23 protein-coding genes are annotated in these 26,047 nt (G+C 52.4%); 5 read left to right on the top strand and 18 right to left on the bottom strand.

The window, feature by feature from the left end; all coding sequences use genetic code 11:
* The first annotated feature begins 97 nt into the window (after window positions 1-97).
* The gene (locus EFB08_RS01220; RefSeq protein ID WP_123125088.1) at window positions 98-490 is read left to right on the top strand and encodes a VOC family protein; all 393 of its coding nucleotides are present in this window, start codon (window positions 98-100) and stop codon (window positions 488-490) included.
* A gap of 57 nt (window positions 491-547) precedes the next feature.
* Here the strand turns inward: EFB08_RS01220 and EFB08_RS01215 are convergent, their stop codons facing one another.
* Window positions 548-1,219 (bottom strand): alpha/beta hydrolase, encoded by a 672-nt coding sequence (locus EFB08_RS01215; RefSeq protein WP_227006160.1) that lies wholly within the window; start codon window positions 1,217-1,219, stop codon window positions 548-550.
* A gap of 1 nt (window position 1,220) precedes the next feature.
* Window positions 1,221-1,706: a cytidine deaminase gene (gene cdd, locus EFB08_RS01210; RefSeq protein WP_123125087.1), complete on the bottom strand. Its 486-nt coding sequence runs from the start codon at window positions 1,704-1,706 to the stop codon at window positions 1,221-1,223.
* A gap of 124 nt (window positions 1,707-1,830) precedes the next feature.
* Between cdd and EFB08_RS01205 the strand changes: the two genes are divergently transcribed.
* Window positions 1,831-3,162: a saccharopine dehydrogenase family protein gene (locus EFB08_RS01205; protein ID WP_123125086.1), complete on the top strand. Its 1,332-nt coding sequence runs from the start codon at window positions 1,831-1,833 to the stop codon at window positions 3,160-3,162.
* Window positions 3,163-3,207: 45 nt separating this feature from the next.
* Here EFB08_RS01205 and EFB08_RS01200 read toward each other — a convergent pair whose 3' ends face one another.
* The 7 genes from EFB08_RS01200 to EFB08_RS01170 form a co-directional block, all read right to left on the bottom strand.
* Window positions 3,208-3,924, bottom strand: a complete 717-nt coding sequence (locus EFB08_RS01200; protein ID WP_123125085.1) for a tRNA1(Val) (adenine(37)-N6)-methyltransferase — start codon at window positions 3,922-3,924, stop codon at window positions 3,208-3,210.
* Window positions 3,925-4,088: 164 nt separating this feature from the next.
* Window positions 4,089-4,550, bottom strand: a complete 462-nt coding sequence (gene rnhA / locus EFB08_RS01195) for a ribonuclease HI (protein WP_123125589.1) — start codon at window positions 4,548-4,550, stop codon at window positions 4,089-4,091.
* A gap of 210 nt (window positions 4,551-4,760) precedes the next feature.
* A complete protein-coding gene (locus tag EFB08_RS01190; RefSeq protein WP_123125084.1) occupies window positions 4,761-6,017 on the bottom strand; it encodes a PAS domain-containing sensor histidine kinase in 1,257 nt (418 codons plus the stop codon).
* 272 nt (window positions 6,018-6,289) lie between these two features.
* Entirely contained in the window at window positions 6,290-7,114 is an 825-nt protein-coding gene (locus EFB08_RS01185; RefSeq protein ID WP_123125083.1) for a carboxypeptidase-like regulatory domain-containing protein, read from the bottom strand.
* A gap of 132 nt (window positions 7,115-7,246) precedes the next feature.
* Complete coding sequence (locus tag EFB08_RS01180) at window positions 7,247-7,819, bottom strand: MarC family protein (RefSeq protein WP_123125082.1); 573 nt, start codon at window positions 7,817-7,819, stop codon at window positions 7,247-7,249.
* Window positions 7,820-7,855: 36 nt separating this feature from the next.
* Window positions 7,856-8,917: an aminotransferase class V-fold PLP-dependent enzyme gene (locus tag EFB08_RS01175; protein ID WP_123125081.1), complete on the bottom strand. Its 1,062-nt coding sequence runs from the start codon at window positions 8,915-8,917 to the stop codon at window positions 7,856-7,858.
* 156 nt (window positions 8,918-9,073) lie between these two features.
* Window positions 9,074-9,532: a type II 3-dehydroquinate dehydratase gene (locus tag EFB08_RS01170; protein ID WP_123125080.1), complete on the bottom strand. Its 459-nt coding sequence runs from the start codon at window positions 9,530-9,532 to the stop codon at window positions 9,074-9,076.
* 147 nt (window positions 9,533-9,679) lie between these two features.
* Here EFB08_RS01170 and xerD point away from each other — a divergent pair, with 147 nt between their 5' ends.
* A complete protein-coding gene (gene xerD / locus EFB08_RS01165) occupies window positions 9,680-10,579 on the top strand; it encodes a site-specific tyrosine recombinase XerD (protein WP_123125079.1) in 900 nt (299 codons plus the stop codon).
* A gap of 84 nt (window positions 10,580-10,663) precedes the next feature.
* Here xerD and meaB read toward each other — a convergent pair whose 3' ends face one another.
* On the bottom strand, window positions 10,664-11,647 hold the full coding sequence (meaB, locus tag EFB08_RS01160; protein ID WP_123125078.1) for a methylmalonyl Co-A mutase-associated GTPase MeaB: 984 nt from the start codon (window positions 11,645-11,647) through the stop codon (window positions 10,664-10,666).
* A 209-nt stretch (window positions 11,648-11,856) separates the two neighbouring features.
* Here meaB and EFB08_RS01155 point away from each other — a divergent pair, with 209 nt between their 5' ends.
* Window positions 11,857-12,552: an NADPH-dependent F420 reductase gene (locus EFB08_RS01155; RefSeq protein ID WP_165864767.1), complete on the top strand. Its 696-nt coding sequence runs from the start codon at window positions 11,857-11,859 to the stop codon at window positions 12,550-12,552.
* A 37-nt stretch (window positions 12,553-12,589) separates the two neighbouring features.
* On the opposite strand, the gene EFB08_RS01150 is transcribed toward EFB08_RS01155, so the two are convergent.
* The 6 genes from EFB08_RS01150 to EFB08_RS01125 all read right to left on the bottom strand — a co-directional run bounded on the left by EFB08_RS01150 (window position 12,590) and on the right by EFB08_RS01125 (window position 22,609).
* Window positions 12,590-13,756, bottom strand: a complete 1,167-nt coding sequence (locus tag EFB08_RS01150) for a YncE family protein (RefSeq protein WP_123125588.1) — start codon at window positions 13,754-13,756, stop codon at window positions 12,590-12,592.
* Window positions 13,757-14,097: 341 nt separating this feature from the next.
* Window positions 14,098-16,668: a zinc-dependent metalloprotease gene (locus EFB08_RS01145; RefSeq protein ID WP_123125076.1), complete on the bottom strand. Its 2,571-nt coding sequence runs from the start codon at window positions 16,666-16,668 to the stop codon at window positions 14,098-14,100.
* Between the two features lie 212 nt (window positions 16,669-16,880).
* Window positions 16,881-17,558 carry a hypothetical protein gene (locus EFB08_RS01140; protein WP_123125075.1) on the bottom strand — a complete coding sequence of 226 codons (678 nt, stop codon included), beginning with the start codon at window positions 17,556-17,558 and terminating at the stop codon, window positions 16,881-16,883.
* A 212-nt stretch (window positions 17,559-17,770) separates the two neighbouring features.
* A complete protein-coding gene (scpA, locus tag EFB08_RS01135; protein WP_123125074.1) occupies window positions 17,771-19,903 on the bottom strand; it encodes a methylmalonyl-CoA mutase in 2,133 nt (710 codons plus the stop codon).
* 314 nt (window positions 19,904-20,217) lie between these two features.
* Window positions 20,218-20,616, bottom strand: a complete 399-nt coding sequence (locus tag EFB08_RS01130; RefSeq protein WP_123125073.1) for a YybH family protein — start codon at window positions 20,614-20,616, stop codon at window positions 20,218-20,220.
* 157 nt (window positions 20,617-20,773) lie between these two features.
* Complete coding sequence (locus EFB08_RS01125; protein ID WP_123125072.1) at window positions 20,774-22,609, bottom strand: methylmalonyl-CoA mutase subunit beta; 1,836 nt, start codon at window positions 22,607-22,609, stop codon at window positions 20,774-20,776.
* Window positions 22,610-23,335: 726 nt separating this feature from the next.
* On the opposite strand from EFB08_RS01125, the gene EFB08_RS01120 reads away from it, so the two are divergent.
* Window positions 23,336-24,112 carry a DUF72 domain-containing protein gene (locus EFB08_RS01120; protein WP_123125071.1) on the top strand — a complete coding sequence of 259 codons (777 nt, stop codon included), beginning with the start codon at window positions 23,336-23,338 and terminating at the stop codon, window positions 24,110-24,112.
* Between the two features lie 121 nt (window positions 24,113-24,233).
* Here EFB08_RS01120 and ctlX read toward each other — a convergent pair whose 3' ends face one another.
* Together ctlX and EFB08_RS01110 are read right to left on the bottom strand one after the other, a co-directional pair.
* Entirely contained in the window at window positions 24,234-25,187 is a 954-nt protein-coding gene (ctlX, locus tag EFB08_RS01115) for a citrulline utilization hydrolase CtlX (protein WP_123125070.1), read from the bottom strand.
* A 230-nt stretch (window positions 25,188-25,417) separates the two neighbouring features.
* A complete protein-coding gene (locus EFB08_RS01110) occupies window positions 25,418-25,669 on the bottom strand; it encodes a hypothetical protein (RefSeq protein ID WP_123125069.1) in 252 nt (83 codons plus the stop codon).
* Window positions 25,670-26,047: the final 378 nt, after the last annotated feature.

The raw sequence follows: 26,047 nt of genomic DNA, 5'->3' as shown, positions 1-26,047 counted from the left end.
GTGAGCCTTTTTGTTTTAGGGCTGTTTTAAGGAAAACGGACCTAAAGCGGGTATCTTTCGCAGGGGTACTTTCGTTGCAAGATGAAAACGTGCGCTGATGAAATTCACCCAGATAAAGGAGACGTGCCTGTATGTGCAGGACCTGGACCGTACCACTTCTTTTTACACAGAGGTATTGGGTTTGCCCGTGATTGGGCAGGTGGCGGGGCGGCATGTCTTTTTCAGGGTGGGAAATTCGGTGCTGCTGTGTTTCAACGCGCAGAAAACCAGGGCAAGCAAGGACCTGCCACCGCATTACGGGGAGGGGCAACTGCACCTGGCTTTTGAGTGTGAAGCCTCGGATTACCCCTCGTGGAAAGAGAAACTGCGGCAAGCCAACATCCCCATTGAACACGAGCAAACCTGGCCGCACGAACGTAAATCCTGCTACTTCCGGGACCCGGACCAACACCTGCTGGAGATTGTGGTACCCGGTATTTGGGAAAGATAACAGGGATTAGCCTGATGGTGCTGCGGCTGATTTAATCCTGTTTTGGAGAAAACAGGCCTAAAAGGTACGCGGGGAAGTAACAGGATTATGTTTCAGTTGCTGCAAGATTTCCTGGTTCAGTTCGTGCTTGCCTTCAAAGGTCAAAACCTGGGGGTGCAGCCCGGCGGCTTGTACCCGCGTGAGTTGGGCCTGTACTTTATCATCGGCTACGAAGGGATCTTGTAGGCCATACACATACGTTAGGTGGGTTCGTGATAACGCGGAATCGGCAGAAGTCAGCTCCATGTCCTCGGGGAACATGCCGGCCCAGAGCACCAGCTGTGCCACGGGCCATTGCGCCTGCGCCAGCCAACGGCAAACCGTGGCTCCTCCCTGTGAGAAGCCCAACACGTGCAACGTAGCTCCGGGAGCTTCCTGCAAGGCCATATCGCGCACCAGGTTCAGATAGGTGACGTAGTCGGTGATCTCGTGCAGGCGTTCTTCTTTCGTCATCCAGGTGGCCCCCACGCGGCCCGATACTCCCTCCAGGTAAAAGCGCGACAAACCTTCGGGCGCAATAATAACCGTCTGCCCGTCTGCCATTGCCTCAAAGTGCCGGATGAAATATCGGGCCAATTGGCCATAGCCATGCAGCACAATCCAGAGGTGTTTGGTTTCTGCAGAAAGGGTGCCTACCTGGTGAAGGTGCGCCGTACGGGGTACCGAGATGGTCCGATGTTGGGCTGCCAAACTAAAGCTGGTCTTTGGTGAACATGAAAGGCAGCAAATCCTCCACCGAGTTCAGGCGGATGACCTTGCCGTCTTCGCCCTGCATGATGAGGCGGATAGGAGCATTCTGGCGGCTCTGGTACTCGGCCATCACCTGCCGGCAGGCGCCGCAGGAACAGGCTTTCAGGAAGTGGGCTTCATTTCTCCGGCGCACGGTCACAGCCATGATCTCTATTGTCTTATCTGGGTGGTTTGATCCTACGCCAAACAACAGGGTGCGTTCGGCGCAAAGCCCCGAGGGGTAAGCCGCGTTTTCCTGGTTGGTGCCTTGGTGCATGGTGCCATCTGAGAGAAGCAACGCCGCGCCTACCAGGTAGTTGGAGTAGGGAGCATAAGCATTGTCGGTGGCTTTCTGGGCCAGGTAGAGAACCTGCCGTTCCTGATCGGTTAATTCCTCCGGGGAAGACACTACCTCATAGGTAATGTTGAGTTGTACTTGTTCTATCATATAGTGCGGTTTCCGCACGAGCACGTACGGGAGCCAAAGTTAATAAGTCGCCCCGAAAAAGCAAGAAGTGGTTGTCTGGGCCAGATAAATTGTCCATTTTAAGGCCTGCATCCGTTTCCGCACTATGAAAAAGATCCTGCTCCTAGGCGCTGGCCGCTCCGCCACCGTGCTCATACATTACCTGCTTTCCAACGCGAAAACCTTCGGCTGGCACCTCTCCATCGGCGATGTGTCGGTGCATCATCTGGAGGCGCTACTGCAAGGCAATACCCAGGCGCGCGCGTTTGTTTTCGATGTTCAGGACGAAGCCCAGCGGAGGGCAGAAATCGGCGGAGCCGATGTGGTGATTTCCATGCTTCCGGCCATGTTTCACCCCTTGGTAGCGGAAACCTGCCTGGCGTTGGGCAAACACCTGGTGACGGCCTCGTATGTGCCGCCTCAGATCAAAGAGCTGCACCCCCAAGTGGCCGCCAAAGGGTTGACGTTTCTGATGGAGTGTGGCCTGGACCCCGGCATTGACCATCTTTCTGCGATGCGCCTCATCCACCAAATTCAACAGAAGGGCGGAACCATCACCTCGTTTAAGTCTTTCACCGGCGGATTGATGGCTCCCGAGTCTGACAACAACCCTTGGCACTACAAGTTTACCTGGAACCCCCGCAACGTGGTGCTAGCTGGGCAGGGAACGGCCAAATACATTGAGAACGGTACTTACAAATACATTCCGTACCCACAGCTTTTCCGGCGCACCGAGACCTTTCAGGTTGATGGTTTCGGGGCTTTTGATGGGTACGCAAACCGCGATTCTCTCTCGTACCGGGAGCCTTATGGTTTGCAGGGAATCCCCACCATGTTGCGCGGAACCCTTCGGCGGCCGGGGTATTGCCAGGCCTGGCAGGTGCTGGTGCAACTGGGCCTCACCGATGACTCTTATTTTCTGGAAGACCCTGCCCACCTCACGTACCGGGACCTGGTGGAAAGCTGCCTGCCTGCTGCTGACACAGGAAAATCCTTGAAAGAACGGGTGGCCGCGTATATAGGCCTTGCCGCAGATTCAGAGGAATTGCGTCTGGTAGAATGGACCGGCTTGTTTGACGACCTCCCCATCGGGTTAGAAAAAGCTACACCAGCCCAAGCTTTGGAGAAACTACTGGTGCCTAAATGGAAACTGAACGCCGGCGACAAAGACATGATTGTGATGCTCCACCAGTTTGAATATGAGCTCCAAGGCGAAAAAAGAAACCTGACTTCCTCGCTAGTGGTTCTGGGCGATGACGAGGTACATACCGCCATGGCTAAAACCGTGGGCCTTCCCTTGGGCATTGCCGTCAAACTACTGCTGCAAGGGAAGATACAAGCTAAAGGCGTAGTGGTGCCACTGCAGCCCGACCTCTATGAACCTATCTTGGAGGAGCTGGAACAACACGGCGTATGCTTCACCGAGCGGGAAGAATAAGAACCCGTTTTAGCCTTGTTTTCCTGAAAAACGGGGCAAAATGGATCAGAAAATCAGGTAATATTCCTGCAATAATTCCTGAAAAGCGGCCGTGTAGGAATGGTCTTTCTCCCGAACCGGTAACGTGCTCTCTTTGATTGATGCAACTGGATGGCGGGTATAGGAGTGGATGGCTCTGAGCAGTTTGCCTTGTGGGGTGGCCTCCAACCATAGGATAGATTGGGTGAAAAGACCGGCTTTGTGGGCTTCCTGCTCAAACACGCGGGCCTCATGCGGGGGCAGCAGAATATGCATCCGTCCGGAAGGAGTTAAGTACTTCTGGGCAAATGAGATGATCTCAAAGAAAGAGAGCGTCTCGGTGTGTTTGGCCTGGTTCTTCCCGGGGTCAGCAGATTTCAGGGACGCCTGGAAAAAGGGAGGATTGCTGATGATCACCTCATAAGGAGCGGGATTACTGGCCTCCAACTCCTGCAAGCTTATGGGGAACAGTTGAATGCGATCTGCCCAGGGACTGATGCTGATGTTTTCCTGCGCCTGATCAGCAGCCTCCGGGTCAATCTCCACGGCTTCTAGATGGGCCTCCGGCGCCCGTTGGGCCACCATCAAACTAAGCAAACCCGTTCCTGCCCCGATGTCCAAGATGCGTTTAGCCCCGGCTACATCAACGGCAGCTCCCAGCACGCAGGAATCGGTGCAGACCTTCATGGCGCATTTGTCCTGCCTGATCAGAAATTGCTTAAACTGGAAGTAGTCGTTGGCCACTTTGGGAAGGTGCTAATTTGGTAATGTGTTGACTTGGGAATGAGTGAAAAGCTGCTTTTGATTGATTCAGACAAGTGCCTTGTTAAGCGAAATTCAAGAAATAAAGTCAATTGACTTTTAAAGAATAGCACATTAGCACATTTAACAATCAGCAAATTACCCCGCTACCCAGCGGTTGGGTTTGCTTCGAAGCCTTTATCAGGGGGGAGGTTGGGCTGGAGGGCGGCGGCTACGGCTAGTTCGTCACAGCGTTCGTTCTCGGCGTGGCCGGCGTGGCCCCGTACCCACACGAAGCGTACCTGGTGTTTGCGGTAGATTTTCAGAAAACGCTGCCAAAGATCTGGGTTGGCCTTGCCGGTGAAGCTTTTCTTCTCCCAACCGAAGACCCACTTCTTCTCCACGGCATCTACCACGTATTTTGAGTCTGAGTAAATAGTGACGGGCATGCCGGGTTTGGTGATCGCCTCTAAGGCCACGATCACGGCTAAGAGTTCCATGCGGTTGTTGGTGGTCTTCCGGAATCCCTCGCTGATTTCTTTCACGTGGGGGCCGTAGCGCAGAATGACGCCGTAGCCTCCAGGGCCGGGATTGCCCCGGGAAGCGCCATCGGTAAATACTTCTATCAAAATGGAATGGGTTAGTCTTCCGCAAAAATACCCATCTGGGCGCAAGCGGCGGTGTTATGGGCTGAGAATATTTTAAGGGATGCTTTTTTCCGACAAATCACCCCGATTCTGTTTTGCTTCTACTTTGGGGAAAATAGGCCTGAAACAAACGGCAGGCCAGTTATTTTCTACCGGATAAGGAATTGGTTAATGGAAGGAAATACAACTTCTTCAGGTCAATTGAATGAAAAAGGAGGTGCCTACATTCTCCTGGCTTTCTACCCAGATCTGCCCTTTGTGTAGCTCTACAATTTGTTTGACAATGTAAAGGCCTAATCCCGTGGTGGGTTCTCCCTCGGTACCAAGCCTGCTTGCCTTGGTGAACCTGTCAAATACGGTGGGTTGTAAATTCTCAGGAATTCCTACTCCCGTATCAGTTACTTGCAGCAAGACGCCTTGATCAGCCTTTTTCAGGGAGATGTTGATTTCACCGCTTCCGGCTGGGGTGAACTTCACGGCGTTGGAAAGCAGGTTGTCTAACAACCGCTTGAACCTTTCGCGGTGGAGGTGGACAAAGAAAGGCGTTTCAGGGGCTTGGAAAACAACCTTGATTCCCTTTTTCTTGGCAGCCGCGCCAAGAAAAGATAACTGGTGCTGAATAAAAGAATTCAGGTTGGTTTCTTCAAAAGCCTCTAGTATTTCTAACTCGCCAATGAAAAGTAAATCATGGATGAGGGCGAACATTTTCTCAGAGGTTTCTGAAATCAGGCCAAGAAGGTCAAAGCATTCTGCCTGCTCTTCCTGGTGGCTTAGCAGCACCTGTTCCAGGTTCTCTTTCAGTAAGTCAACGGCTAATTGAATGTTGATGAGCGGGTTTTTAAGATCATGGGCCACCATGTGCATAATGGTTTCCTGCTTATCATAAAGCTTTTTCAGATCCAGTTCTAGCTGCTTCCGCTCAGTGATATCATCAATGATGGTATAGCCTAACGTTTTGCCCTGGTCTTTGAACAGAATGGAGGTTACCTGGCACCAAAAAGGGGTTCCGTCTTTTCTCACCAGGCAGGTCTCAATCTGGAAGGATGGGATTTGCCTGGTCCAGAGGTTTTCCTGTAACTCCCGCCAATGAGAAATAAAATCTGGGTGGGCATACTCCGTGATTCTGGTACCAATTATCTCTTCTTCACTGTACCCAAGCATTTTCTGCAAGGCCTCATTGATCTGGATCACCCTCAGGTCTGGCGCAATGATTTTATTGGCCAGCTTGGATTGGTAGAAAATGCTTTTAAACCGAGATTGGCTTTCCTCATACCTCTGGGTAAGGGCATTCTCCGCTTCACGCTGCAATTGATAAGCCGATTTCTCTTCTTGTAATTGGCTTATCTGGGTGCGCAAAAGTTGATTTTCTGCCTCTAGTTGCGCAAGTCTGTCAGCCGTGGGGGCGGGGGCATCTTGCCGATCTGACTTCCCATACGTTGTTTCGTTCATAATACAGGTAAATGTATTCTCAGTTTATTCTCTTACCTAGTTCAGTATGGGCCTTTTGTTGGGAAGGTTATTTGCAGAGTACGGAAAAGGCAAAGATAAAACTACAAATGTAGGAGCTTGGTTGCATAGTATTTCAGCATAAATCACTTTTTGGGTACCAGATTGTTCACCAAACAGCCATCAAGCAAAATCCCGATTATGGCCTGTTTTCCTAAAACGGGTCATAATCGGGAAAAGATAAAATCTTTGGCGAGAGACGTTTGCCGATACTTTTACTTTGCGTAACTGATAGTCGCGTTAAAGCCCAGGCCTATCAGCGGAAGTTTTTCCCAGGTGCTTTGGCTGGTGCTCCTCACGTAGCAGTCGCTGTTGAAGATGCCGGCACTGAAGTTCAAACCGCCGTTCCCCAGATCACGCACCAGTTCCAGCGAAACCAACACATCAGACTCCAGGTAGATGTTGCGGTCGCGCAGGTCCAGGGAAACGCCATCGCCAATCTCTTTTTTGGCCACATTCAGATAAATCGGTTCCCGCAGGAGGTTGTTTTCCGGGCCTTCTTTGGTCATCCGGTACACGTTGATCCGGAGGAAAAGCGTGTCATACTGGTTGTGCGCGATGTTGAAGGTGACTTTCTCCAGGAAGGAAGGGTTCTTGATCTTCAGGGCGATGCCCACCTCAGAACCTAATTTGTTGCTCTTGAACCCCGCCGAGGTTGTTTTAGAGGTAGTGGTATTGCCCACCACCTTGGTCACGTATTTCCGCGGCCGAACCACCACTTCCTGCAGCGCAACGGCTTGTTCCTTCAAGGAGATTACGGCATCAGGTTCGCTGAACTGCTGCCTGAAGTCCTTTACTTTCCAGGTTCTGGTGGCGTACCCGATAGCCGAGACCTGCACCGTTTCCTCCTCAAACTCGGCCGGAAAGGTAATGGTGAAGGTGCCATTGGCGGTGGAAACCGTGCCCACATCTTTGCCTACCACGCCAATGTTCACGTATCCCAGCGGTTGGGCTTGTTGGTCTGTGATGCTGCCCTGGAGGCGTTGTGCCTGGGAGATAAAAGAACCTAAGAGAAGGAAAAGCAAGAAGATGGGTTTCATACGATGGCTGTTTTCTCTGTAGATGCAGAGAAGCCACCGCAGGTTGCCCAAGGTAAAAGCCAGCTTCGTAGAAAAAGAAAAAGCAGCCTTCTGTTTCAGGGCTGCTTTTGTAAAATCACGCTTGAAACAGCATCAGATGCTCACGTGCGTTTTGAAAAGTTTGATAGCGATGGCCAGCAGAATCACCCCGAAAACCTTCCGGAGGACCTCGGTACCGTTCTGACCCAGTTTGCGCTCCAGCCAGTTAGAACTCTTCAACACAATGTACACAAACAAGAGGTTAAGCAGGATGCCCACCAACACGTTTGGCAACGCGTAAGCGGCGCGTAACGAAAGGAGCGTGGTCATGGTGCCGGCCCCTACAATCAACGGGAAAGCCAAAGGCACGATGGAACCGGTTTTCACCTCGGGGTTGGAATGGAACAAGTGAATGCCCAGCACCATCTCCATGCCCATCAGAAAAATAATGATAGCCCCGGCCAGCGCGAAGGAAGCGAAATCAATCCCGAAGAGCCGCAGAATCCCATCGCCCAGGAAGAGGAACACAATCATCAGAACACCCGCCACCAGGGTCGCCTTCTCAGACTGGATGATGCCTTCGCGCTGTCGCAACTGAATGATGATGGGAATAGACCCCAGAATATCAATGATGGCGAAAAGAATCAGGCTAACGGAAACAATCTCTTTGAAACTGAAATGGGGCATGTGCTGGGGCTGCGGTTTAAGGTTCGTCCCGCGAAATTAGTGATATTGCCCGGAAATGAAATTCCGAAGCGTCTCATATTCAGAATCAGAGATGGCGGGGAAGTTGGCGATCCGGAAGGTGTTCTTGGCCCAGGGGCCGTATCCGTTGCCCAGCGTAATGCCCTGTGTGGCGGCCATGCGCTTGGCTTCCTGAACCCAGCGGTCGGCTCCTTTGACGGCGATCACGGTAGGGGAACGCACCTCGGGGTTCTCCACCAACAAGTCCATTTCCATGAATTCCTCAAAAAACGTGTACAGATCCTGCGCACGCTGCACCAACAGTTGGTCCACGTTTTTAATCAGCGGCCGTTTCTCCAGTACTTTCTTGAGCAGGAACAGGTTGAGCACGTTGGGCGTGAACGTAGTCTGGTAGTTCAGCATCTTCTCGTGCATAAACACCAGGCTGTTGTAATGCTTCCGTTCGTTGATGCCTTTGGCCCGCTGAATGGTGCGCGGCGAGCAGACCAGCACGCCCATGCCGGCGGGCAACCCAAAACACTTCTGCACCGAGGCAAACCAGATATCGGCCCGGATGAATTTCAGGTTAAGGCCGGCCATGCTGGAGGTGGCGTCAATGGCCAGCAACGGGTCCTTGAACTGGTTCTGCAGTTTCAGAAGCGTGTTCATGCCCACCTGGGTACCATTGGAGGTCTCGGTCTGAGTCACGCAGATCACGTCGGTGTCATCCTCTACCGGAAGGTTGGGCACGTCCAGCACCTCTTCCAGTCCGAAGGCCTGTCCGTAGCAGTCTGGCTTCAGGCGCTTGGCATACTCGTACCATTTCTCCCCGAACGCCCCATTGTACAGGTGCAGACTCTTGTTTGGGGTAAGGCTCTGGGCAATGATCTCCCAGCACTCGGTGGCCGAGGAGGTGAAGAATATATAGTAATCCTGCGGAATATTCAGTTTTAACCGAAGCAAAGCCACCAGTTCCCGCATCATCAGCACAAACCGTTCGCCGCGGTGCGGAATACTGAGCATTCCTTCGTCATAAGCCATGGTCAGGTAGTCGCGCACCTCGGGGTGTACTTTAGACGGACCCGGATAGAAATTAAGCATGGGCAGAGAGCATAGTGGTGGAACGTAGCGTAGGTCAGCGGAAAATTGGAATTTCTGAAGTAACCCGTGTTTTAGGGGTGTTTTTCAGAAAATCGGCCAAAAGTAAGCCCATGCAGGCCCCGCTGAAATGACCTACACGGGAAAAACGTACGCTGGTTACGCTTTGGTGTATGTAAATCCTACCTTATTAGGCTTTTGCCGCTCAAAGTACTGCAAGGCAAGCCGATAGCTTTCCAACCCAAAACCGCTGATGCTGCCCACGCACCGTCCGCCAATGTAGGTCACGTGCCGGGTGGCCTCGCGGGCGAACACGTTGGAGATATGCACCTCAATCACCGGGGTTTCAATTGCGGCGATGGCATCTGCCAACGCCAGGCTGGAATGGGTGTACGCCCCGGCGTTGAAGACAATGCCCTGGTAGCTGAAACCCACCTCATGCAGTTTGTCTATGAGCCCTCCCTCAATGTTTGATTGGAAGTACTCCAGCTCTAAACCGGGGAAGGCGGGGATGAGGTCCTTCTCCAGATAGTCTTCAAAAGAGCGGGATCCATAGATAGATTTTTCCCGGCGACCTAATAAGTTTAGGTTTGGACCGTTAAGTATAAGAATCTTCATAGTTGTGTGGTTTGGGAGGTGCCTAAATTTTAGCGCCTGGGTCATGACCAAATGTACGGAATAACTACCTTTGGGTAGCTATATCCTTTTACCTATACTTGTAATTAATAAGGATTTAGCTATATTTAGTTTTTACCTCCCCCAATAATGAACTGGTCAGTAAGTCTTACCCAATTCCAGGGGTATCTCCAACTGGAGAAATCTCTGTCAAGTCACTCTGTAGAGGCTTATCTGCGAGATGTCCGTAAGCTGGTGCAGTATTTTGAAGTCACCAATGAGAACATCGGTCCGCTAGCCGTAGAAGCCCACCACCTGCGCGGATTTCTGGAATGGATCAATACCCTGGGCATGACTTCCCATTCGCAGGCCCGCACTATCTCCGGCATCAGGGCCTTTTACAAATTCCTGATCATGGAAGACCTGCTCAACGCAGACCCCACCGAGACCATTGAAGCCCCCAAGCTCCAACGCAAACTGCCCGATGTGCTCAGTTACGAGGAGATTGTCGCTCTCTTTGACGCCATAAACGTGAGCACCCCAGAGGGAACCCGCAACAAGGCCATGCTGGAAACGCTTTACAGCTCTGGCCTGCGCGTCACCGAGCTCATCGAACTAAAAATCAGCAACCTCTACGAAGACCTGGGTTTCCTGCGCATCACCGGAAAAGGCAATAAAGAACGGTTGGTGCCCATCGGGAAAGATGCCTTGAAATATATCAGGTTGTATCTTGATGGCGTGCGCCGGCACCAGACCATCAAAAAAGGCCAGGAGGATTTTGTGTTCCTCAACCGCCGAGGCGCTAGTCTAAGCCGCGTGATGGTGTTCAACATCATCAAAGACCTGGCAGCTAAAGTAGGTCTGCAGAAAAGCATCAGTCCGCACACCTTCCGCCACTCCTTCGCCACCCACCTGATTGAAGGCGGCGCTGATCTGCGCGCTGTTCAGGAAATGCTGGGCCACGAATCCATCACCACCACCGAAATCTACACCCATCTGGACCGTGATTACCTGAAGCAAATCATTCAGGAATTTCACCCCAGAAGTTAAAAGGAGGGGCAAGCTTGGAGACAAGGCATCGCTTTGTCTCTACTTTTCAGGGTTTTTTTTAGAAAAGAGGCCTGAAACGCAGCTTTATGGAAGCAACCCAAACAGTTCCGCGGCCGCTGCGAAAGGAGATTTCTGACCTTGGGTCACTTGCCCTGAAATAGCTGTCCATTGCGCCTGCACCGCCGGGTGTTGGTAGAACCGTTCTTCCAGTTGCTGCCGGATGCTGTGTTTGAGCCAATGCATGTTTTGCTCCTGTCTTCGTTTCTGAAAATACCCGTTCTGCTGCGTTAGTTGCACATATTCCGTCACCGATTCCCAGATAGTACCCAACCCCGTTTTCTCGAAGGCTGAACACACCGACACCTTGGGGCTCCACTTAGAGGGGCCAAGCGGGAAAAGGTGCAAAGCGCCCTGGTACTCGGCCTGGGCACTGGTGGCAGGGTGGAGGTTAGTACCGTCTGCTTTGGTGATCGCAATGGCATCGGCCATTTCCATGATGCCTTTCTTGATTCCCTGAAGTTCGTCGCCGGCGCCGGCCAGCATCAACAGCAGGAAAAAATCCACCATCTCGTGCACCGCCGTCTCAGACTGGCCTACCCCCACGGTCTCCACAAAAATAACGTCAAAGCCAGCCGCCTCGCACAACAAAATGCTTTCGCGGGTACTTCGGGCCACGCCGCCCAAGGTTTTTCCAGCTGGTGAAGGGCGGATGTACGCGTTAGGATTAGAGGAAAGCGTTTCCATGCGGGTTTTATCGCCCAGGATGCTTCCGCCGGTACGCTGACTGGTGGGATCAATGGCCAACACTGCCAGTTTCTTGCCGTGCTGCTCCAACAGGTGATTCCCGAAGGCCTCAATAAACGTGCTTTTGCCTACTCCGGGCACACCCGTAATGCCCACCCTTACAGATTTGCCCGCGTGTGGCAACACCTGTTCCATGACCTGATGGGCCAGTTCCTGGTCTGAAAGCAAGGTGCTTTCCACTAAAGTAATGGCACGGCTCAAGAGTACCCGGTTCCCTGACAGAACTCCGGCGGCATACTCATCTGGGGTAAATCTTTTGGGCACTCGTTTTAAGGCTGATTTCAGGAAAGTACGCGAAAAATACGAAAAGGGCGACTAAGAATTACAGGATGCAGTAAGTAGCCGGCCCAAGGCAGGAGATTTTACCGGGTAAACCCTCTACCTGGAAAACACGCGGGAAATATTCTCCCAAAGCCAAACCCTGATAGGGGTTAAGCATGAGTTGGCTTATCTTATTACAAACAAACTATTGCATGATGATGAAAGTAGCAATTATTGGCACTGGGCGCATGGGCAAGGGCCTGCTCAAGACATTTTACCGAGCCTATGGAACACAGGTTATATTCACTGGTAGAGACATAGCGCACGCCCAAAGCGTGATTGAAGAACTGGACCTTTCCTTACAGGCAGTGCCCCTGGAAGAGGCACTCCAAGCCGATGTTATCATTCCTACCTTATGGTTCAGCGACCTGCTGGCCTGGGCGCAGGAACACAGAAAAGTTCTGGAAGGGAAAATAGTCATTGACATCTCCAATCCCTTCAATGAGAACTTTGATGATTTCACCACCGCTTACGACACCTCCGCAGCCGAGGAACTGCAGAAAGTTATCCCTGACAGCCATGTGGTCACTGCCTTTAAAAATACGTACTGGGTGGTGTTTGATGCCCCCGTGCTGCAAGGCCTGAAGAGCGACGTCTATGTAGCCTCCAACAGCGGGACAGCCCGAGAAACGGTGATGCAGTTGCTGAAGCAGTTGCCCTTCCGGATTCTGGATGCGGGTTTGCTCAAAAACAGCCGCACCATTGAGCGCATGACGCTGCTCTCCTCAGAACTGGCCAGAAAAGCAGGAAGCCATCCCAGAATTGCGTTCAACCTGTGGGGCTTGGAGCATGAGGGTCTACCCCAAGAAAAGCAAGCCAGGACCAATGCGCTGAAACCGGTTTCTTAATTTTGTAACTCCAGCCGCAACCGACAACCTGAGGCAGCTACTTTGCCGGTAGAACGGCACTTGTGGAGGGGGCCAGGTTCTGGAAGTAAAATGCAGGAAAGTTGGGTAAGCCTAACGCACTTTTCTGGTCTCCTAGTTTAATGCCGCTGTCTTTGTAGTCACAGTCGGGGCCAAGGGCGTTGGGGTTGCGGATGACGCCGAGCCAGTTGCTGTTGTTTCGGGCTACGTAGATACGACCGTCCGGACCCAGTTGCAGGGCGCCTATCTTGCGGCTGATGCTTTTGGCCACCTGTTTGCCCGAGTGGATGATCGCGTCATTGGTGCCTGCTGCCAGATCGAACTGAAAGATGCGGGCCTCGCCGCCGGCAATGCCGTTTTTACCGCCGTACAGTTTGGTGCCATCAGGGGAGAACTCCACGCCGTAGGCTTCATCGAACTTGCCTAAATCCACCGCTAAAGCTAATTTCCCGTTTTCGTTGTTGAAATCAAAAACCTCAATCTTGTTCACGGCCGCCCAGGTAGCCACCGCCAGTTTGTTTCCGGCGGGCGAGGCTTTCATGTACCCGATGGTGGCGCCATTGTCGCCGGAGTGGATGCTGCCCAAGTGGCTTTCCACGGGTTTGAAGGTGATGCCATCGGGGGTGATAAGGTAAGCGTAGAAGGCCGAACTGTTCCAGCGGTGGGTGATGATCCAGTAGTCGCGGCCGTTGCGGTGCTTGATGGCGGTGAGTTTCTCGGTGACCGGGGCAAAGACCAGGTTGTTTTTAGAGACCACTTCGCCCAAGCCGCCATTGCGGCTCAGGTCAATGAGGTGGTATTGCAGACCATGGCTCTGGCCCTGGAAATCGGTGGTGAAAAGATAGTAGAGGTGCGATGAACCGGGTTTGGGCACAATCACCGAGGACTGCGTGGAAGACTCGTGGCCTTTGAGGGAATCGCCGTTGGCCATAATCTGCTTGTTGCGGTTCCAGACCTGCATGCCGTTAGAGTAAAACAGAAGATTGCCCAGCGCATCTGAAAGCACGGCACAGCCTTCCTCACTGAACATCTTTCCGTCTTTCAGTGGTTGCGGATTGGCAGGATCAGCGAAGGACAAACCTGCGTTATGCCCGAAATACCAGGTCGTAACTTCTTTCTGGCCCAAAGCCGCCAGGGAAATGAGCCAAAAAGGAAGCAGAAGTAAAAGTCTGTGGGGGTTCTTCATTTTTAAAACGTCATTCATTTTGCCTGTAGATTTCAAAAAGCAGGCCAGAAACCTGAGCATGCCTTCCCTTCTTTCACCGCCGGAGCGGGGTTGGCCTGGGAAGAAACCAAAGAGGTTCATACTAAAGTTGTTACCTGGTTTCGCGCGTTTTCTTGCTTCTCATTGGCTTTTCCCCAAGCTCCAGTATCGTACCTATAAAGCGTTTTTAAAGTAAATATATTGTGCCTCCGTTTCTGAGCCAGTTTCAGGAAAAGGAGCCCCAAACCGATTCTACCTGTATTTAAACGCAAAAAAGCGGCACCTGGTGGGGCGCCGCTTTTTGTATTCGAGAACCGGAAGAATTAACTTCTTGGGTCCAGGGCTTCGTTGATACGGTCAGAAAGATCCAGCAAGTGGTAGTTGCTCAGGGAGTCTGACTGGCCAGCCGCCGATGCTTTGATCAGGTTGTTGATGTTACGTAACTCGGCTTTAGCCACAGAAACCACATCGCTCGTGCGGGCATCCATGGTTGGAGCGGTGTTTCCACCTCGGCCACCTTGGGCAGCCTGAGCGCCGGTTGGAGCCGGAGCAGGTTTCACGATGTCAATCAACTCCTGCACGTACATTTTCTGCAGGTTACGGCGGTACACGTCAATGGCCTGCTTGTTTTTCACCTCCTTGAAGATAGAACCGTTCATGTCGGTGAAGAAGTCCGTTACCTTGTAGGCTTTGGCTCCGTCCATGGCCTCGGCAGCGATCAGCTTAGTCAGGGTGTTGTTGCTGATGAGGCGGTTCAACACGGCTTGCTGGCTGCGGGAAACCACTACCATTGGGTTAGAGCCAGTGTTGTTCAACACATTTGGCGCCAGTAACCAGGTAGGGGTAGTGAACAGTTGCTTGTCCAGGAACGCCAGGGCTTCTTTCTGAGTGGCCGCCGGAGTGCGCTCATACACTACGCCTTCCTGCTCTACTGTCTTAGGGTTTTCGTAGATACCACCAATGTTCTTGGCTACGTGGCCCATGTACCGGTTGAACTGGGTCGTCAACTGACCGTACATGATTTCCAGGTTCTCATAGCCTTCGTTTTCTTCCTTCGTCCACTCCGGAAGCTTGGCCAGAATACGCTGCAGGTTCTTGATGCCGTACTCAGAGGCTTTCATGGCGTTATCACCAAGGTCTTCGTTCTGAGAGTGTGGGTCATCTGGGTTGATCTCTGTCCCGAACCAGTTGCGGCGGTTCTTGAGTTTCTCCATGGTCATTTTGTTGAGCATAGGAATCTCGGCCGTCGCGTTTTTGGCGTTCGGCAGCATTCTGTAGCCCCACTCAATAGCCCACAGGTCATAGTCCCCGATTCTTGGATAGATGCCTTTAGAGGTGATGTTGTCTTCTGGCTGGGCCACGTAGTTGAAACGGGCATAGTCCATGATAGACGGGGTATGGCCGTGCTCTTCCACCCATTTCTTGTTGCGCAGGTTTTCTACCGGCACCGTTGAGCTGGAACCGTAGTTGTGGCGAAGACCCAGCGTGTGGCCTACTTCGTGCGAAGACACAAAGCGGATCAAATCACCCATGAGCTCGTCTGAGAACTCCATCTTGCGGGCGCGTGGGTCAATGGCCGCCGTCTGGATGAAGTACCAGTCGTGCACCAGTTTCATCACGTTGTGGTACCAGTTGATGTGGCTTTCCATGATCTCGCCGCTGCGTGGGTCAGAGATGCTGGGTCCGCTGGCGTTGGAAATCTCAGAAGGCTTGTACACGATAGCCGAGTGACGGGCATCGTCCAGGCTCCAGTTCGGGTTCTCTTTGGCGCTCGGGGCTTCTTTGCCTATGATGGCGTTCTTGAAACCAGCTTTCTCAAACGCTTTCTGCCAGTCGTTCACCCCGGCAATCAGATACGGTACCCATTTCTTCGGCGTAGCCGGGTCAATGTAGAACACGATCGGCTCTTTAGGCTCTACCAGCTCGCCGCGCTTGTACTTGGCCATGTCCTTTTCCTTGGGCTCCAGTCTCCAGCGTTTCACCATCTGGATTTCCTTCACGCCCTGCGGATTGGCATCAAAGTCTGTGTAGCCAACGGTGAAGAAACCTACGCGCGGGTCAAAGTAACGCGGCTGCATTGGTTTCTTAGGAAGAACGACCATAGAGGTGTTTACCTCGATGGTAGAAGAACCGTTCAGGTTAGAGTTAGCTGCGCCAGCACCTGCCGGAGCCGCCCCGAAACCAGTGGTAGGAGGGGTAAGCACGTACGTTTTCACGGTGGTCACTTCCACGTTCTGCGGGAAGCTGCGCACGTTCTGGATGTAGCTGCGGTCTGGGATGAAGTTACCTAACCGGATACGGGTTTTGCCCGCTGCGTTACTGAACGAGAAGATCTCGTTTTCGCCTTTGATATAATCAGTGACATCAATCACGCTGCCTTTGTTGCCGGGGCTATAAGCGGCTACGTTGAAGGCAGCCACAATAGCCTGCACGTTAGAGCGCTGCACCGATTGGTACATAGACTTGGTGCTGTCTGGGCTGTAGGTGGCGTAAGAGATTTTCCGCATGAAAATACGGTCATCCGGCCCTTTCTCAAACATGATCACCGAAGAACCGATCTGGTCACCCGCGTACCCGGATGCGGCCCGAACCTCGGCACCGGCCTTGGAAATCCGGTTCACCACCAGAATCTCGCGGCCTAAAACTGAATCTGCCAGTTCAAAGAAGTACTTGTCTTCTACTTTGTGGGTCTTGAAAAAACCTGATTTAGATTGGGCTTTGTCGGTGATGACATCGGCATACGGCTTGGGTTTGGCCTTTTGGTTGGCAGTGCCTGCCATACCGGCTGCCCCGGCTACCCGGCGCGTAGAATCGGCGGGCTGGGTGCGACCCTGAGCCATGGCAACTCCCGCGAAGGAGGACACCAGCCCCAGCGTCAATAAGAATTTCTTCATACTAGGTTTGCTTGTAAGTTGTGTAAAGGGTTGCGTAGTGTGGAACCAACGCAGGCTTAGACAAATCCCAGGAATGAAGGTTTAAAGGAGGAGGGAAGAAAAAGTAGAAAAATCTGAAGAGACGTTTTGGGGTTGTTTTCTGGAAAAGGGACGGAAAGCAGGTTACTAAAACCAAAATCCCCAGCATCTTCCTCAATGCCGGGGAAAGGGGCCTAAATAGCTTGTACCTGATAGATGACCTCTACGAATTGATTGGTTTGCGTGATGAGTCCTTCGGTTACGCCCAATGCATCAAACGTGTTATCAAAAGAACCCTGTACCAGGAACAACTGGTCATCTTTGTTGCCTTTCAAGAGCTTGGCCGTCAAGGCAAGGGCAAAATCCGTGGCCCCGGAGATCAACGCAATTTGCGGGGCGCCTAAGTTGGTGATTCCAGAAATAGAATTTTTGAATTCCTGGAACTGCTGGTTTCCCTGTACTTCGGTTAAAACGGCCCCTAAATCTCGGGCACCGCCGTCAAATTCCATGACCATGATGCGGTAGTCCAGGAAGCGCGGGATTTTACCCGGGGTGTTCCGGTAGCAGGTGAGACCGGTGGGGCCGAGGTTTAGATGGGTTTTGTTTTTTACATGTTCAAAGACCCTGGTCTCCAACTGCAACGGCTCCGTAGAGGCGTCATCCGCAATAACCGTGACCACATAAATCTCACCCCTGCCAATTTCCCTTTTCCGTTTGATGTAAACATCCTTGAGTTGAAAGCGGATGTCAGTAGTAGCAGGTGGCAGCCCTGTTTCCCTGATGAGGCTTTCAGCCGTGGCTTCCTCACTAAATACCATGTCCCTGACCCGTTTAGAGGGACTGACAATAACATCTGGAGTAAAGGCTTCCATTAGAGTATAGAATTTGTTTATAGCTTATTTTAGGAAAACTACCCGGGAATCCGCTTTTAAGGACAAAGTGGTTCCTAAGGTTTGAAAGTCATTTATGCGTGGGGAATGAGTTTGATTTATGGAATTTAACAAAAAAGGGGTGGTAATAACTACCACCCCCTGGAATTTTTAAGCGAGTCGGGTAAACTCCTTTAGATGAAAAGTTTCGGTACTTACCCCTTCAGCAACTTCTCCAGAATCTCCTGCGCCGCCACGCTGATCACGGTGCCCGGCCCGAAAACCCCGGATACCCCTGCATCATATAGGAACTGGTAATCTTGCGCCGGAATCACGCCGCCGGCAATCACCAGAATATCCTCGCGGCCTAATTTTTTCAATTCTGAGATCAAAGCCGGGATAAGGGTTTTATGACCGGCGGCTAGACTGCTAACGCCTACCACGTGCACGTCGTTCTCGGCGGCTTGCAGGGCCACTTCCTCTGGCGTCTGGAACAGCGGACCTAAATCCACGTCAAAGCCTAAATCCGCGAAGGAAGTGGCAATTACTTTGGAACCACGGTCGTGGCCGTCCTGACCCATTTTCGCCACCATGATTCTGGGTCGGCGGCCTTCCTGTTCCGCAAACTGATCGGCGAGCGCCTGGGCTTTGCCGAAATTCTCGTCGTCTGATATTTCTGAACTGTACACGCCGGATATGGATCTGATGGTGGCCCGGTGGCGGCCGAATACTTTTTCTAAGGCATACGAAATCTCGCCCAGGCTGCAGCGCACGCGGGCGGCGTTGATGGCCAGCTCCAACAAGTTGCCTTCGCCTGTCTCAGCAGCATTGGTGAGCGCGTCCATGGCAGCAAACACAGCGTTTTCATCCCGATTTTCGCGAAGTTTGGCTAAACGGGCGAACTGTGATTCACGAACAGCGGTGTTGTCAATGTCCAGAATCTCCAGGTGCTCCTCTTGCTCGGGTTTGTACTTGTTCACGCCCACAATCACGTCTTTGCCGGCATCAATGCGCGCCTGCTTTCTAGCGGCGGCTTCCTCAATGCGCATCTTGGGCAAACCGGTTTCAATAGCTTTGGCCATACCGCCCAGGCGTTCTACTTCCTGAATCAGGTCCCAGGCGCGGTGCGCGAGTTGGTGGGTGAGGGCCTCCACATAATATGAGCCACCCCACGGATCCACGGTCTTGGTGATGTGCGTTTCCTGCTGCAGGTAAATCTGGGTGTTGCGGGCAATGCGCGCCGAGAAATCTGTGGGCAAGGCAATGGCTTCATCCAGGGCGTTGGTATGCAAACTTTGCGTTCCACCTAAGGCAGCGGCCAGGGCTTCCACAGTGGTGCGGGCCACGTTGTTGAACGGGTCCTGCTCGGTCAAACTCCAGCCGCTGGTTTGACAGTGCGTGCGCAAGGCCAAGGATTTATCGCTTTTGGGGTTGAACTGTTTGATCAGTTTGGCCCACAGCATACGGGCGGCGCGCATTTTGGCAATTTCCATGAAATGGTTCATGCCGATGGCCCAAAAGAACGACAACCGCGGCGCGAAGGTGTCAATATCCATGCCTGCGGCCAAACCGGTGCGCACGTATTCCAAACCATCGGCTAAGGTGTAGGCCAACTCCAAATCGGCCGTGGCGCCGGCTTCCTGCATGTGGTAGCCCGAGATGGAAATGGAGTTAAACTTGGGCATGTGCCGGGAGGTGTAGGCGAAGATATCCGCGATGATCTTCATGCTGGGCTCCGGCGGATAGATGTACGTGTTGCGCACCATGAACTCCTTCAGAATGTCATTCTGGATGGTGCCGCTCAACTGCTCCGGCTTGACGCCCTGCTCTTCTGCCGCCACAATGTAGAACGCCAGAATAGGCAACACGGCTCCGTTCATGGTCATGGACACGCTCATCTGGTCCAGCGGAATCTGATCGAACAGAACCTTCATGTCCAGGATAGAGTCAATAGCCACACCTGCTTTTCCTACATCACCCACTACCCGCGGGTGGTCTGAGTCATAGCCCCGGTGCGTAGCCAAATCAAACGCCACCGATAGCCCTTTCTGCCCGCCAGCCAGGTTGCGGCGGTAAAAGGCGTTGGATTCCTCGGCGGTGCTGAAACCGGCGTACTGCCTGATGGTCCAAGGGTTCTTGACGTACATGGTGCTGTAGGGCCCGCGCAAATACGGCGGCAAGCCAGCGGCAAAATCCAGGTGCTCAAAGGCCGCCGTGTCTTCCTTGGTATAGAAGTTCTGAAGCGGTAATCGCTCAGCGGTCTTCCAGGTACTTGGCTTCGTTTCGGGCTCCTTTCCTAATTCTGAGCCCGAAAACGTAAATGGTATCTTGGTGAAATCTGGTTTCATGTGGTTTGTATCATGTATCAAGTAGCACTTAACTGTACTTGAAGATTGTTCTAATCTTTCCTTTCTACTTCCTCACTTTTGTCATCCTGAAAGGGGCTGGTGGGCGGACGGCATCTGAGTAACTAAGCATAGAAGCTCCTCTTCGGGTTTGTTGGTTTGATCAATCCTTCCATTCCTTTTGAAATATTTCTAAGCTGTTCCATAACCTGGCCTATTTAGTTCGCCCACCAATTCCTTTCAGGATGACGGTTGGGGAGACATTCTGAGCAACTCAAGGCTCAGAACTCAAGACTCAGGACTCTTTAAAGGACTCTTTAAGAAGCATGCTCTGAGGTAATCACCCATTTCCCGTTCATCTTCTTCCAAACCTGCGAGGAAACGCTGCCCATCAGGCGTTTGCCGTCCAGTTCAATCTTCCAGCGGAATACGTAAAGGGCTGCTTCTTTGCCCATTGTCTCCAGGTGCAACGGTTCATACGTGTAGGTGCCCATGGTGCTGCGATCCTTGAAGTCTTGTTGGAACATCTCCAGCACCGGTTGCCAGCCTTTCTCAACCCCGTTCTTACTGATCCAGAGCATCTCCGGCGAGTTCCAGTAGAAATCCATCGCTTCTTCCAGGTTGCCGGCGTTCCAGGCGGTTACCTGACCGTCTAAGCCTTTTTTGGCGGCTTCAACAGGATTTTCAATAGAGGCGATGACGGTGTGGTTTTCCATAGGATGGGTGAAGGAGAGATTGGTGAAAGTAGAATGAGAAAGAATAGGAGCCTTTTTAGGTTGAATCGGTGATTTCCTGTTTCGGGGCTATTTTTTAGAAAATAGCCCCGAAACAGGCTTTATACAGGCAGCAAGATTTAGAACGAAAGCCAGGTGCTTACACCCCCAATCGCTCCTGGATGCGGGAAATGATTTCCTTGATGTCGCAGCCCTGGAAAAGGAACTCGTCAAAGCCGTTGGCCCGAAGCTCTTCTTTCAGGTGCATGGGGTCATCGGCTAGGATCAAGGCCGGACCTTGACGGCGGTCGGCACGCATGCCTTTGGCGAAAGCCTCGGAGAATTCATTGAACTGGTTTTCTGGCGCTGCCATGACAATCACCTGCGCATCCAGGGTTCGCACGCCGGCAATGGCCTCCGAGACATCTTCATACTTGAGGACCTGCGTGGTGAAGCCTGAACAGGTAAAGAACTCCCGGGCAAAAGAGGCATGGATGTGTTCCTGAATGGCTTTGCCCATGTGCACCACCACGGCATGTGGCCGACGGTTTTTCTTCCTGAAATACAGTTCGGTGGCCAGGCGCATGACTTCGTACGAGTACGCCGCGCGGGTATTATCAAACTGTTTGCTCTGGATCAGCTGCTCGGGGTCATACTCGTGCTGCTCCTTGGGGTTGGGGAACTTGTTGGTGCCCACCAGCACCTCTTTGCCGCTGGCGATGTCCTTGAATTTCTGGTTGCTGGTCTCTTTGATCAGTTCCTGGATAAAACCTGCGTTAGACGCCGGAATAAAGCCGCCCAACGCCTCAATTTCCTGAAACAGAGCCCAGGCTTTCAAGGCGATTTGGCGGGTAAGGTACTCCAGGTAGTAAGAGCCGGCCGCAGGGTCAATGGCTTGGTCCAGGTAGGCTTCTTCCTTCAGGATGATAGGAATATTTCGGGCAATGCGCTCGCTGAACGCATTTGACTGCCGGTACGTGGAGTCAAAGGGCTCCACTTCCACCGAGTTCACGCCACCCATAATAGCACTCATCATCTCAGTGGTGTGGCGCAGCAGGTTGGTGTGCGGGTCAAGGGTGGTTTGGTGCCAGCGCGAGGTAGAAGCGTGGATGCGGAGGGCCGCGGCCGCCTGGGTGGGTACCTCATAGGCTTCCACCACCTTCGCCCACAGCAACCGGATTGCCCGGAATTTGGCGATCTCAAAAAAGTAGTTAGTGCCTGCGGTAAGGTGGAATTGCATGTTCCGGAAAATACTCTCGGCCGGCAGTCCTTCCTGGGTGAGGCTGTTGGTGTAGCACACGGCAATGGCCAGCGTGATGGCCAGTTCCTGCACCAGGGTAGCGCCCTTGTTGCTGAAATGCGATCCGTTGATGGTGAGTGCGTAGAAATTAGGCGCATCCAGGGTCTGTTCCAGCAGGTGCATGGCATGTTCCATGTCTAACTGCTTGTAACTTTCAGATGACAGGATGGGAGAGCACTTCAGGAAACCGTTAAGCGTTGCCAGGGAAATTCGCCTGCGGTACAAGCCCGTGATAAGGTGATGCAGGAAATTGGCAGCCTCGGTAGAAAAGGTATACGAGACCGGTACCTTGGTCAGATCAATGTGCTCAATCAGGTAATCGGCGTCAAAGTGGGAGCCGTTTTCCATGATGAAGTGGATGCCATCGGCTCCGCGGGTGAGGGCGTCCACGGCTTTGTCTACGGCTTCACGGCCGTTGCCCGAGGTGTAAACGGGCTGGAGGTTCAGCCAACTGTTCTTGTCGGTTTTAGCGGTGCGCAGGTACGGGAACTGCCCCGGAGTGGTGTTGAGGGTTCCGCTGGGCGGCACACTGTTTTTGGTATAAAAAGGGGCGACCGTGATGTCTTCGTAACTCTGCCAGTGCAGGTCAGCGAGGTCGGCGCCTTTGAGGTCTTGTTTTATTTTGGCAATCCATTGCTCGGCCGTGATAGGGTCAAACTCCGGGAATAATGCCTCAGAAGAGGTTGGGTTCGTCATAGAGAAGGCAGGCGTATGATGTGGTAAAGATAGCTTTTTGCCCGAACTGTTTTACGGCATCCAACGGAAATACGATGGCGGTTTAAAGGCTGTTTTTAGGAAAACAAAGCAGAAACAGGATTGTGTGCGTAAGTATTCAATCAAACGCCTGAAGAGTGCTGAGACCGGCATGTTCTTCCCCCCAGCAAACGCCATCGTCCCACAGCCGCCTTAATCGGGAAAGGTGATTTTGTTCAATGGTTGTGCCTTTTGTAAACCACAGGAGCAGGTTAGGTTTTATTTAATCTTGCGTACCATTGGTTTCGGGAAAAGCCCCATGAGGCCTCCGCCTCACGGCAGTTACAAACTTGAGGCCATGGTAGGGCCAAGTCACAGATTTGAACCATGTGGGAGTGTGAGGATGCAACGCTGTCGTTACGTATTTCCTTTTCCAGCCTTTGGGTTGAGCGCCTTGTCAGGTTCGGGTACCGCTATGCATTGCGACTGAAAGGAGCAAAGGAACCTGGCGCAGCGCGAGGGAGGAAGGCGGGGCCGCGCGGGCGTGAGCGCTCGGAGCCCAGCGATGCAACAATAAAGCTTATGCACCCACGTAAAAAAACGGCTCCACGCCAGCTCAAGCGAACTACGTACACAGGGTAGCTTTTAGTAAACAACGGTTCTCCGCCTGCACAAGCTAATCAGGAAAGCAAGCCGTCAATGTAAACTTCAAAGTGCAAATAAACCTCCATGCACAGTTCTGCGTCTGTATGCAGCATGGACATCGCACAAGATCACCTCTACATCGGAACCTCGGGCTGGAGTTATGCCTGGCGCGGCATCTTTTACCCAGAAGACCTGAAATCGGCGGAGATGTTGCCGTTTTATGCCGAGCACTTCAATTGTACCGAGGTCAACAGCAGTTTCTACCATTTCACCATGGAGAAAACCATCCTGAAATGGCTGGAAACTACGCCTGCCCATTTTAAGTTTGCGCCTAAGCTGCACCGCTCCATCACCCACGAAAACCGCCTGCAGAACATTGAAAACCCGCTGCGCAAGTGGATGGATCGGTTCCTGCTTATGGGCGATCGGCTGGGCCCGGTGTTGGTGCAGTTACCGGGATCTTTTCATTTCAATGAGCTCATAGCCAAACATTTTTTCACGCTTCTGCGCAATCTCTACCCCTCCACCGTTTTTGCCTTGGAAGTGCGGCACGCGTCCTGGCACACCGAGGAAGTGCTGGAACTGCTGGAGGAGTTCAATATCTCGTTGGTGGTGATCAGTGCCGGAAAGAAATGGCCCGCTCTGGCCGCTGCCACCACAGATACGGTGTACATGCGTTTGCACGGCCATGAGCAGTTGTACCGCGGCGCTTACCCAGATGAGGAACTGGAGCGATTCAGTTACATGGCCCAGGACTGGCTTCTGGATGAGAAAACGGTGTGGTGCTTTTTCAACAATACCATTGGGGGAAACGCCACGTCAGACGCCCAGAAGCTGAAGCAAGCGATTTTGAACCTTTAATTGTTTTGGTACCAGCACCAAGCCATGCTTCCAGACTACCAAAGCGCCAGCGCCCAGAACAAGCTTTAAACAGGATTGCTGATTGCTGTTTATAAAACAATCAGCAAGGAACAACTAACAATTAAACAAAAATCTCGGCCAGCATGCAGCGGGCGCTTCCGCCGCCGTGGGCCTCAATGGTGCGGAGGTCTGACCGTACCATTTTGGTAAGCTGGTTTAGCGCCTCGAATTGGTCTTTGCGCAGGGCCTTATAGCCTTTGTCTGACATCACCAACACTGGTTCGCCGGCTTTGTTGCGCACCTGCAGCATGTTGCCAGCCATTTTCTTCACCTGGGCCAAGGAAAGATCGATGATCTCCTTACCCGTGTCTACCAAGGCCTCTAACAGAAGTCCCTGTTCCTCTTCGTCGGGGATGGCTTCCAGGCACACCAGTGCAAAATCGGCCCCGATGCTCATGATCACGTTGGTGTGGTAAATGGGCAGGTTATTCGCGTCAACGGCATGGAACACCACCGGCCGGAAATCAAGTTTCTCGCAGAAGGCCTGCAGCGGCTCCAGGTGCGTGCGCTCTGAAAGACAGGCGTAGGCGATCTTGTGTTGACGGTCCAGGACCAGACTGCCCGTTCCTTCCAGAAACTTGCCTTCGTTCTCAAAAGGAGTGAGGTCAATGACTTCCTTGAATACCAGGCCGTGCTCTTCCTGCAATTGGGTAAGCAGATCTGGGTGGCGCTCTAGCCGGCGGGTAGGGGAGAGCATGGGGTACAACACCACTTTGCCGCCTTTATGGAATGAAATCCAGTTGTTGGGGAAAACGGCGTCTGGGGTGGCGGGGTCTTCCACATCATCCAACACCACGGCATCAATGCGGGCCGCCCAAAGTTTCAGCAAAAACTGGTTGAACTCATCCAGGGCTTTCTGCTGCACCTGCGCGGCGGCACCGGCCGGAACTTCCTGCTGGAAACTGTTGGTGGCCGCAGTCTCAGGGTTTGACCCGAATCGGGTGGGGCGCACCAGCAGCACCTTGTTGGCAAGCGGAACATTGGCGTGGGCAGGAAGTTTGTTTTCGGTTTCCATGGAAGGGCCTTTAAGTTGAGTCCTGCAAGATACGGTAAAACAGGAAACCGTGCACCCAAGCGGAGCATGGGCAACTTAAAAGAGAAAAGACAAGGGCTGGGGTGTGATTTGGGTTTTGGGGGTGTTTTTTAGGAAACCGGCCTAAAAGCGGCATCCCCGCGGCCACTCTTTTGAAAGAGTTGCCGCGGGGATGCCGCGGGGGGAAGTATAAGGTTATTTTAAAAAAAAGACTACGTAAGGGGATTCGCTGTTTTGGAGGTAACAACCCCAGTGGCTTTGGTCCGCCAGAAATACCGGAAGCAACGGCCCATGATACCCCTGAAACTCTTAGGGAAAGTGGCCCGGCACCAGCGCTTTAGTTCCCGTATTTCATGGGTGAGCAACAGACGAAGGCATTTTCTAAACTCTTTTTCAAACAAGGCTGCATCAAAACTAACTTTTAAAAGGATGAATTTACTGTACTGTAAATAGGACGTGCTCATGGCAGTGATGGTTATGGATGGATTGTGGGTGATAAAAATAGCTAAGGTCCTAATCCTTTCTCCGGTGAGAAAGAGTTAAGGAAACAGCTAAAACGAACATTTGTTTTCTTACTACACAGATAATCTCGGGAGAGTAGAGGATCTCAAGGATTGTGTAGTACGCGCCACTGTTAGAACTGTTTCGGTGGGCGGGTTGGTCGTGACTCGTTGTTGCGTTAAGTACTGAAACAACGTTCTCCTCTGGAAAAAAGAAGCTTTTAAGGAAGTACCGGTGTTTTTATCTTCCTTGTCATCAAGGGGGTAGGAAGGGCAACCTTTTGGTAACTGCTGATGTTGACGGTGCCCGAAGGGAAGAAGAGGAATCCTGATGAATTGAAG

This window comes from Rufibacter latericius (assembly GCF_003721515.1).
GTDB lineage: Bacteria > Bacteroidota > Bacteroidia > Cytophagales > Hymenobacteraceae > Nibribacter > Nibribacter latericius.
Note: the sequence above shows the minus strand (reverse complement) of the source record. Positions and strands in the feature narration are given on the sequence as shown.

Bases quoted from the DNA above. Each gene is read 5' to 3' on its own strand.
- EFB08_RS01220 (WP_123125088.1), top strand. From the start codon at position 98: ATGAAATTCACCCAGATAAAGGAGACGTGCCTGTATGTGCAGGACCTG.
- cdd (WP_123125087.1), bottom strand. From the start codon at position 1,706: ATGATAGAACAAGTACAACTCAACATTACCTATGAGGTAGTGTCTTCC.
- EFB08_RS01205 (WP_123125086.1), top strand. From the start codon at position 1,831: ATGAAAAAGATCCTGCTCCTAGGCGCTGGCCGCTCCGCCACCGTGCTC.
- EFB08_RS01190 (WP_123125084.1), bottom strand. From the start codon at position 6,017: ATGAACGAAACAACGTATGGGAAGTCAGATCGGCAAGATGCCCCCGCC.
- EFB08_RS01185 (WP_123125083.1), bottom strand. From the start codon at position 7,114: ATGAAACCCATCTTCTTGCTTTTCCTTCTCTTAGGTTCTTTTATCTCC.
- EFB08_RS01180 (WP_123125082.1), bottom strand. From the start codon at position 7,819: ATGCCCCATTTCAGTTTCAAAGAGATTGTTTCCGTTAGCCTGATTCTT.
- EFB08_RS01175 (WP_123125081.1), bottom strand. From the start codon at position 8,917: ATGCTTAATTTCTATCCGGGTCCGTCTAAAGTACACCCCGAGGTGCGC.
- EFB08_RS01170 (WP_123125080.1), bottom strand. From the start codon at position 9,532: ATGAAGATTCTTATACTTAACGGTCCAAACCTAAACTTATTAGGTCGC.
- xerD (WP_123125079.1), top strand. From the start codon at position 9,680: ATGAACTGGTCAGTAAGTCTTACCCAATTCCAGGGGTATCTCCAACTG.
- EFB08_RS01155 (WP_165864767.1), top strand. From the start codon at position 11,857: ATGATGATGAAAGTAGCAATTATTGGCACTGGGCGCATGGGCAAGGGC.
- EFB08_RS01150 (WP_123125588.1), bottom strand. From the start codon at position 13,756: ATGAAGAACCCCCACAGACTTTTACTTCTGCTTCCTTTTTGGCTCATT.
- EFB08_RS01145 (WP_123125076.1), bottom strand. From the start codon at position 16,668: ATGAAGAAATTCTTATTGACGCTGGGGCTGGTGTCCTCCTTCGCGGGA.
- EFB08_RS01140 (WP_123125075.1), bottom strand. From the start codon at position 17,558: ATGGAAGCCTTTACTCCAGATGTTATTGTCAGTCCCTCTAAACGGGTC.
- scpA (WP_123125074.1), bottom strand. From the start codon at position 19,903: ATGAAACCAGATTTCACCAAGATACCATTTACGTTTTCGGGCTCAGAA.
- EFB08_RS01130 (WP_123125073.1), bottom strand. From the start codon at position 20,616: ATGGAAAACCACACCGTCATCGCCTCTATTGAAAATCCTGTTGAAGCC.
- EFB08_RS01125 (WP_123125072.1), bottom strand. From the start codon at position 22,609: ATGACGAACCCAACCTCTTCTGAGGCATTATTCCCGGAGTTTGACCCT.
- EFB08_RS01120 (WP_123125071.1), top strand. From the start codon at position 23,336: ATGCACAGTTCTGCGTCTGTATGCAGCATGGACATCGCACAAGATCAC.
- ctlX (WP_123125070.1), bottom strand. From the start codon at position 25,187: ATGGAAACCGAAAACAAACTTCCTGCCCACGCCAATGTTCCGCTTGCC.
- EFB08_RS01110 (WP_123125069.1), bottom strand. From the start codon at position 25,669: ATGAGCACGTCCTATTTACAGTACAGTAAATTCATCCTTTTAAAAGTT.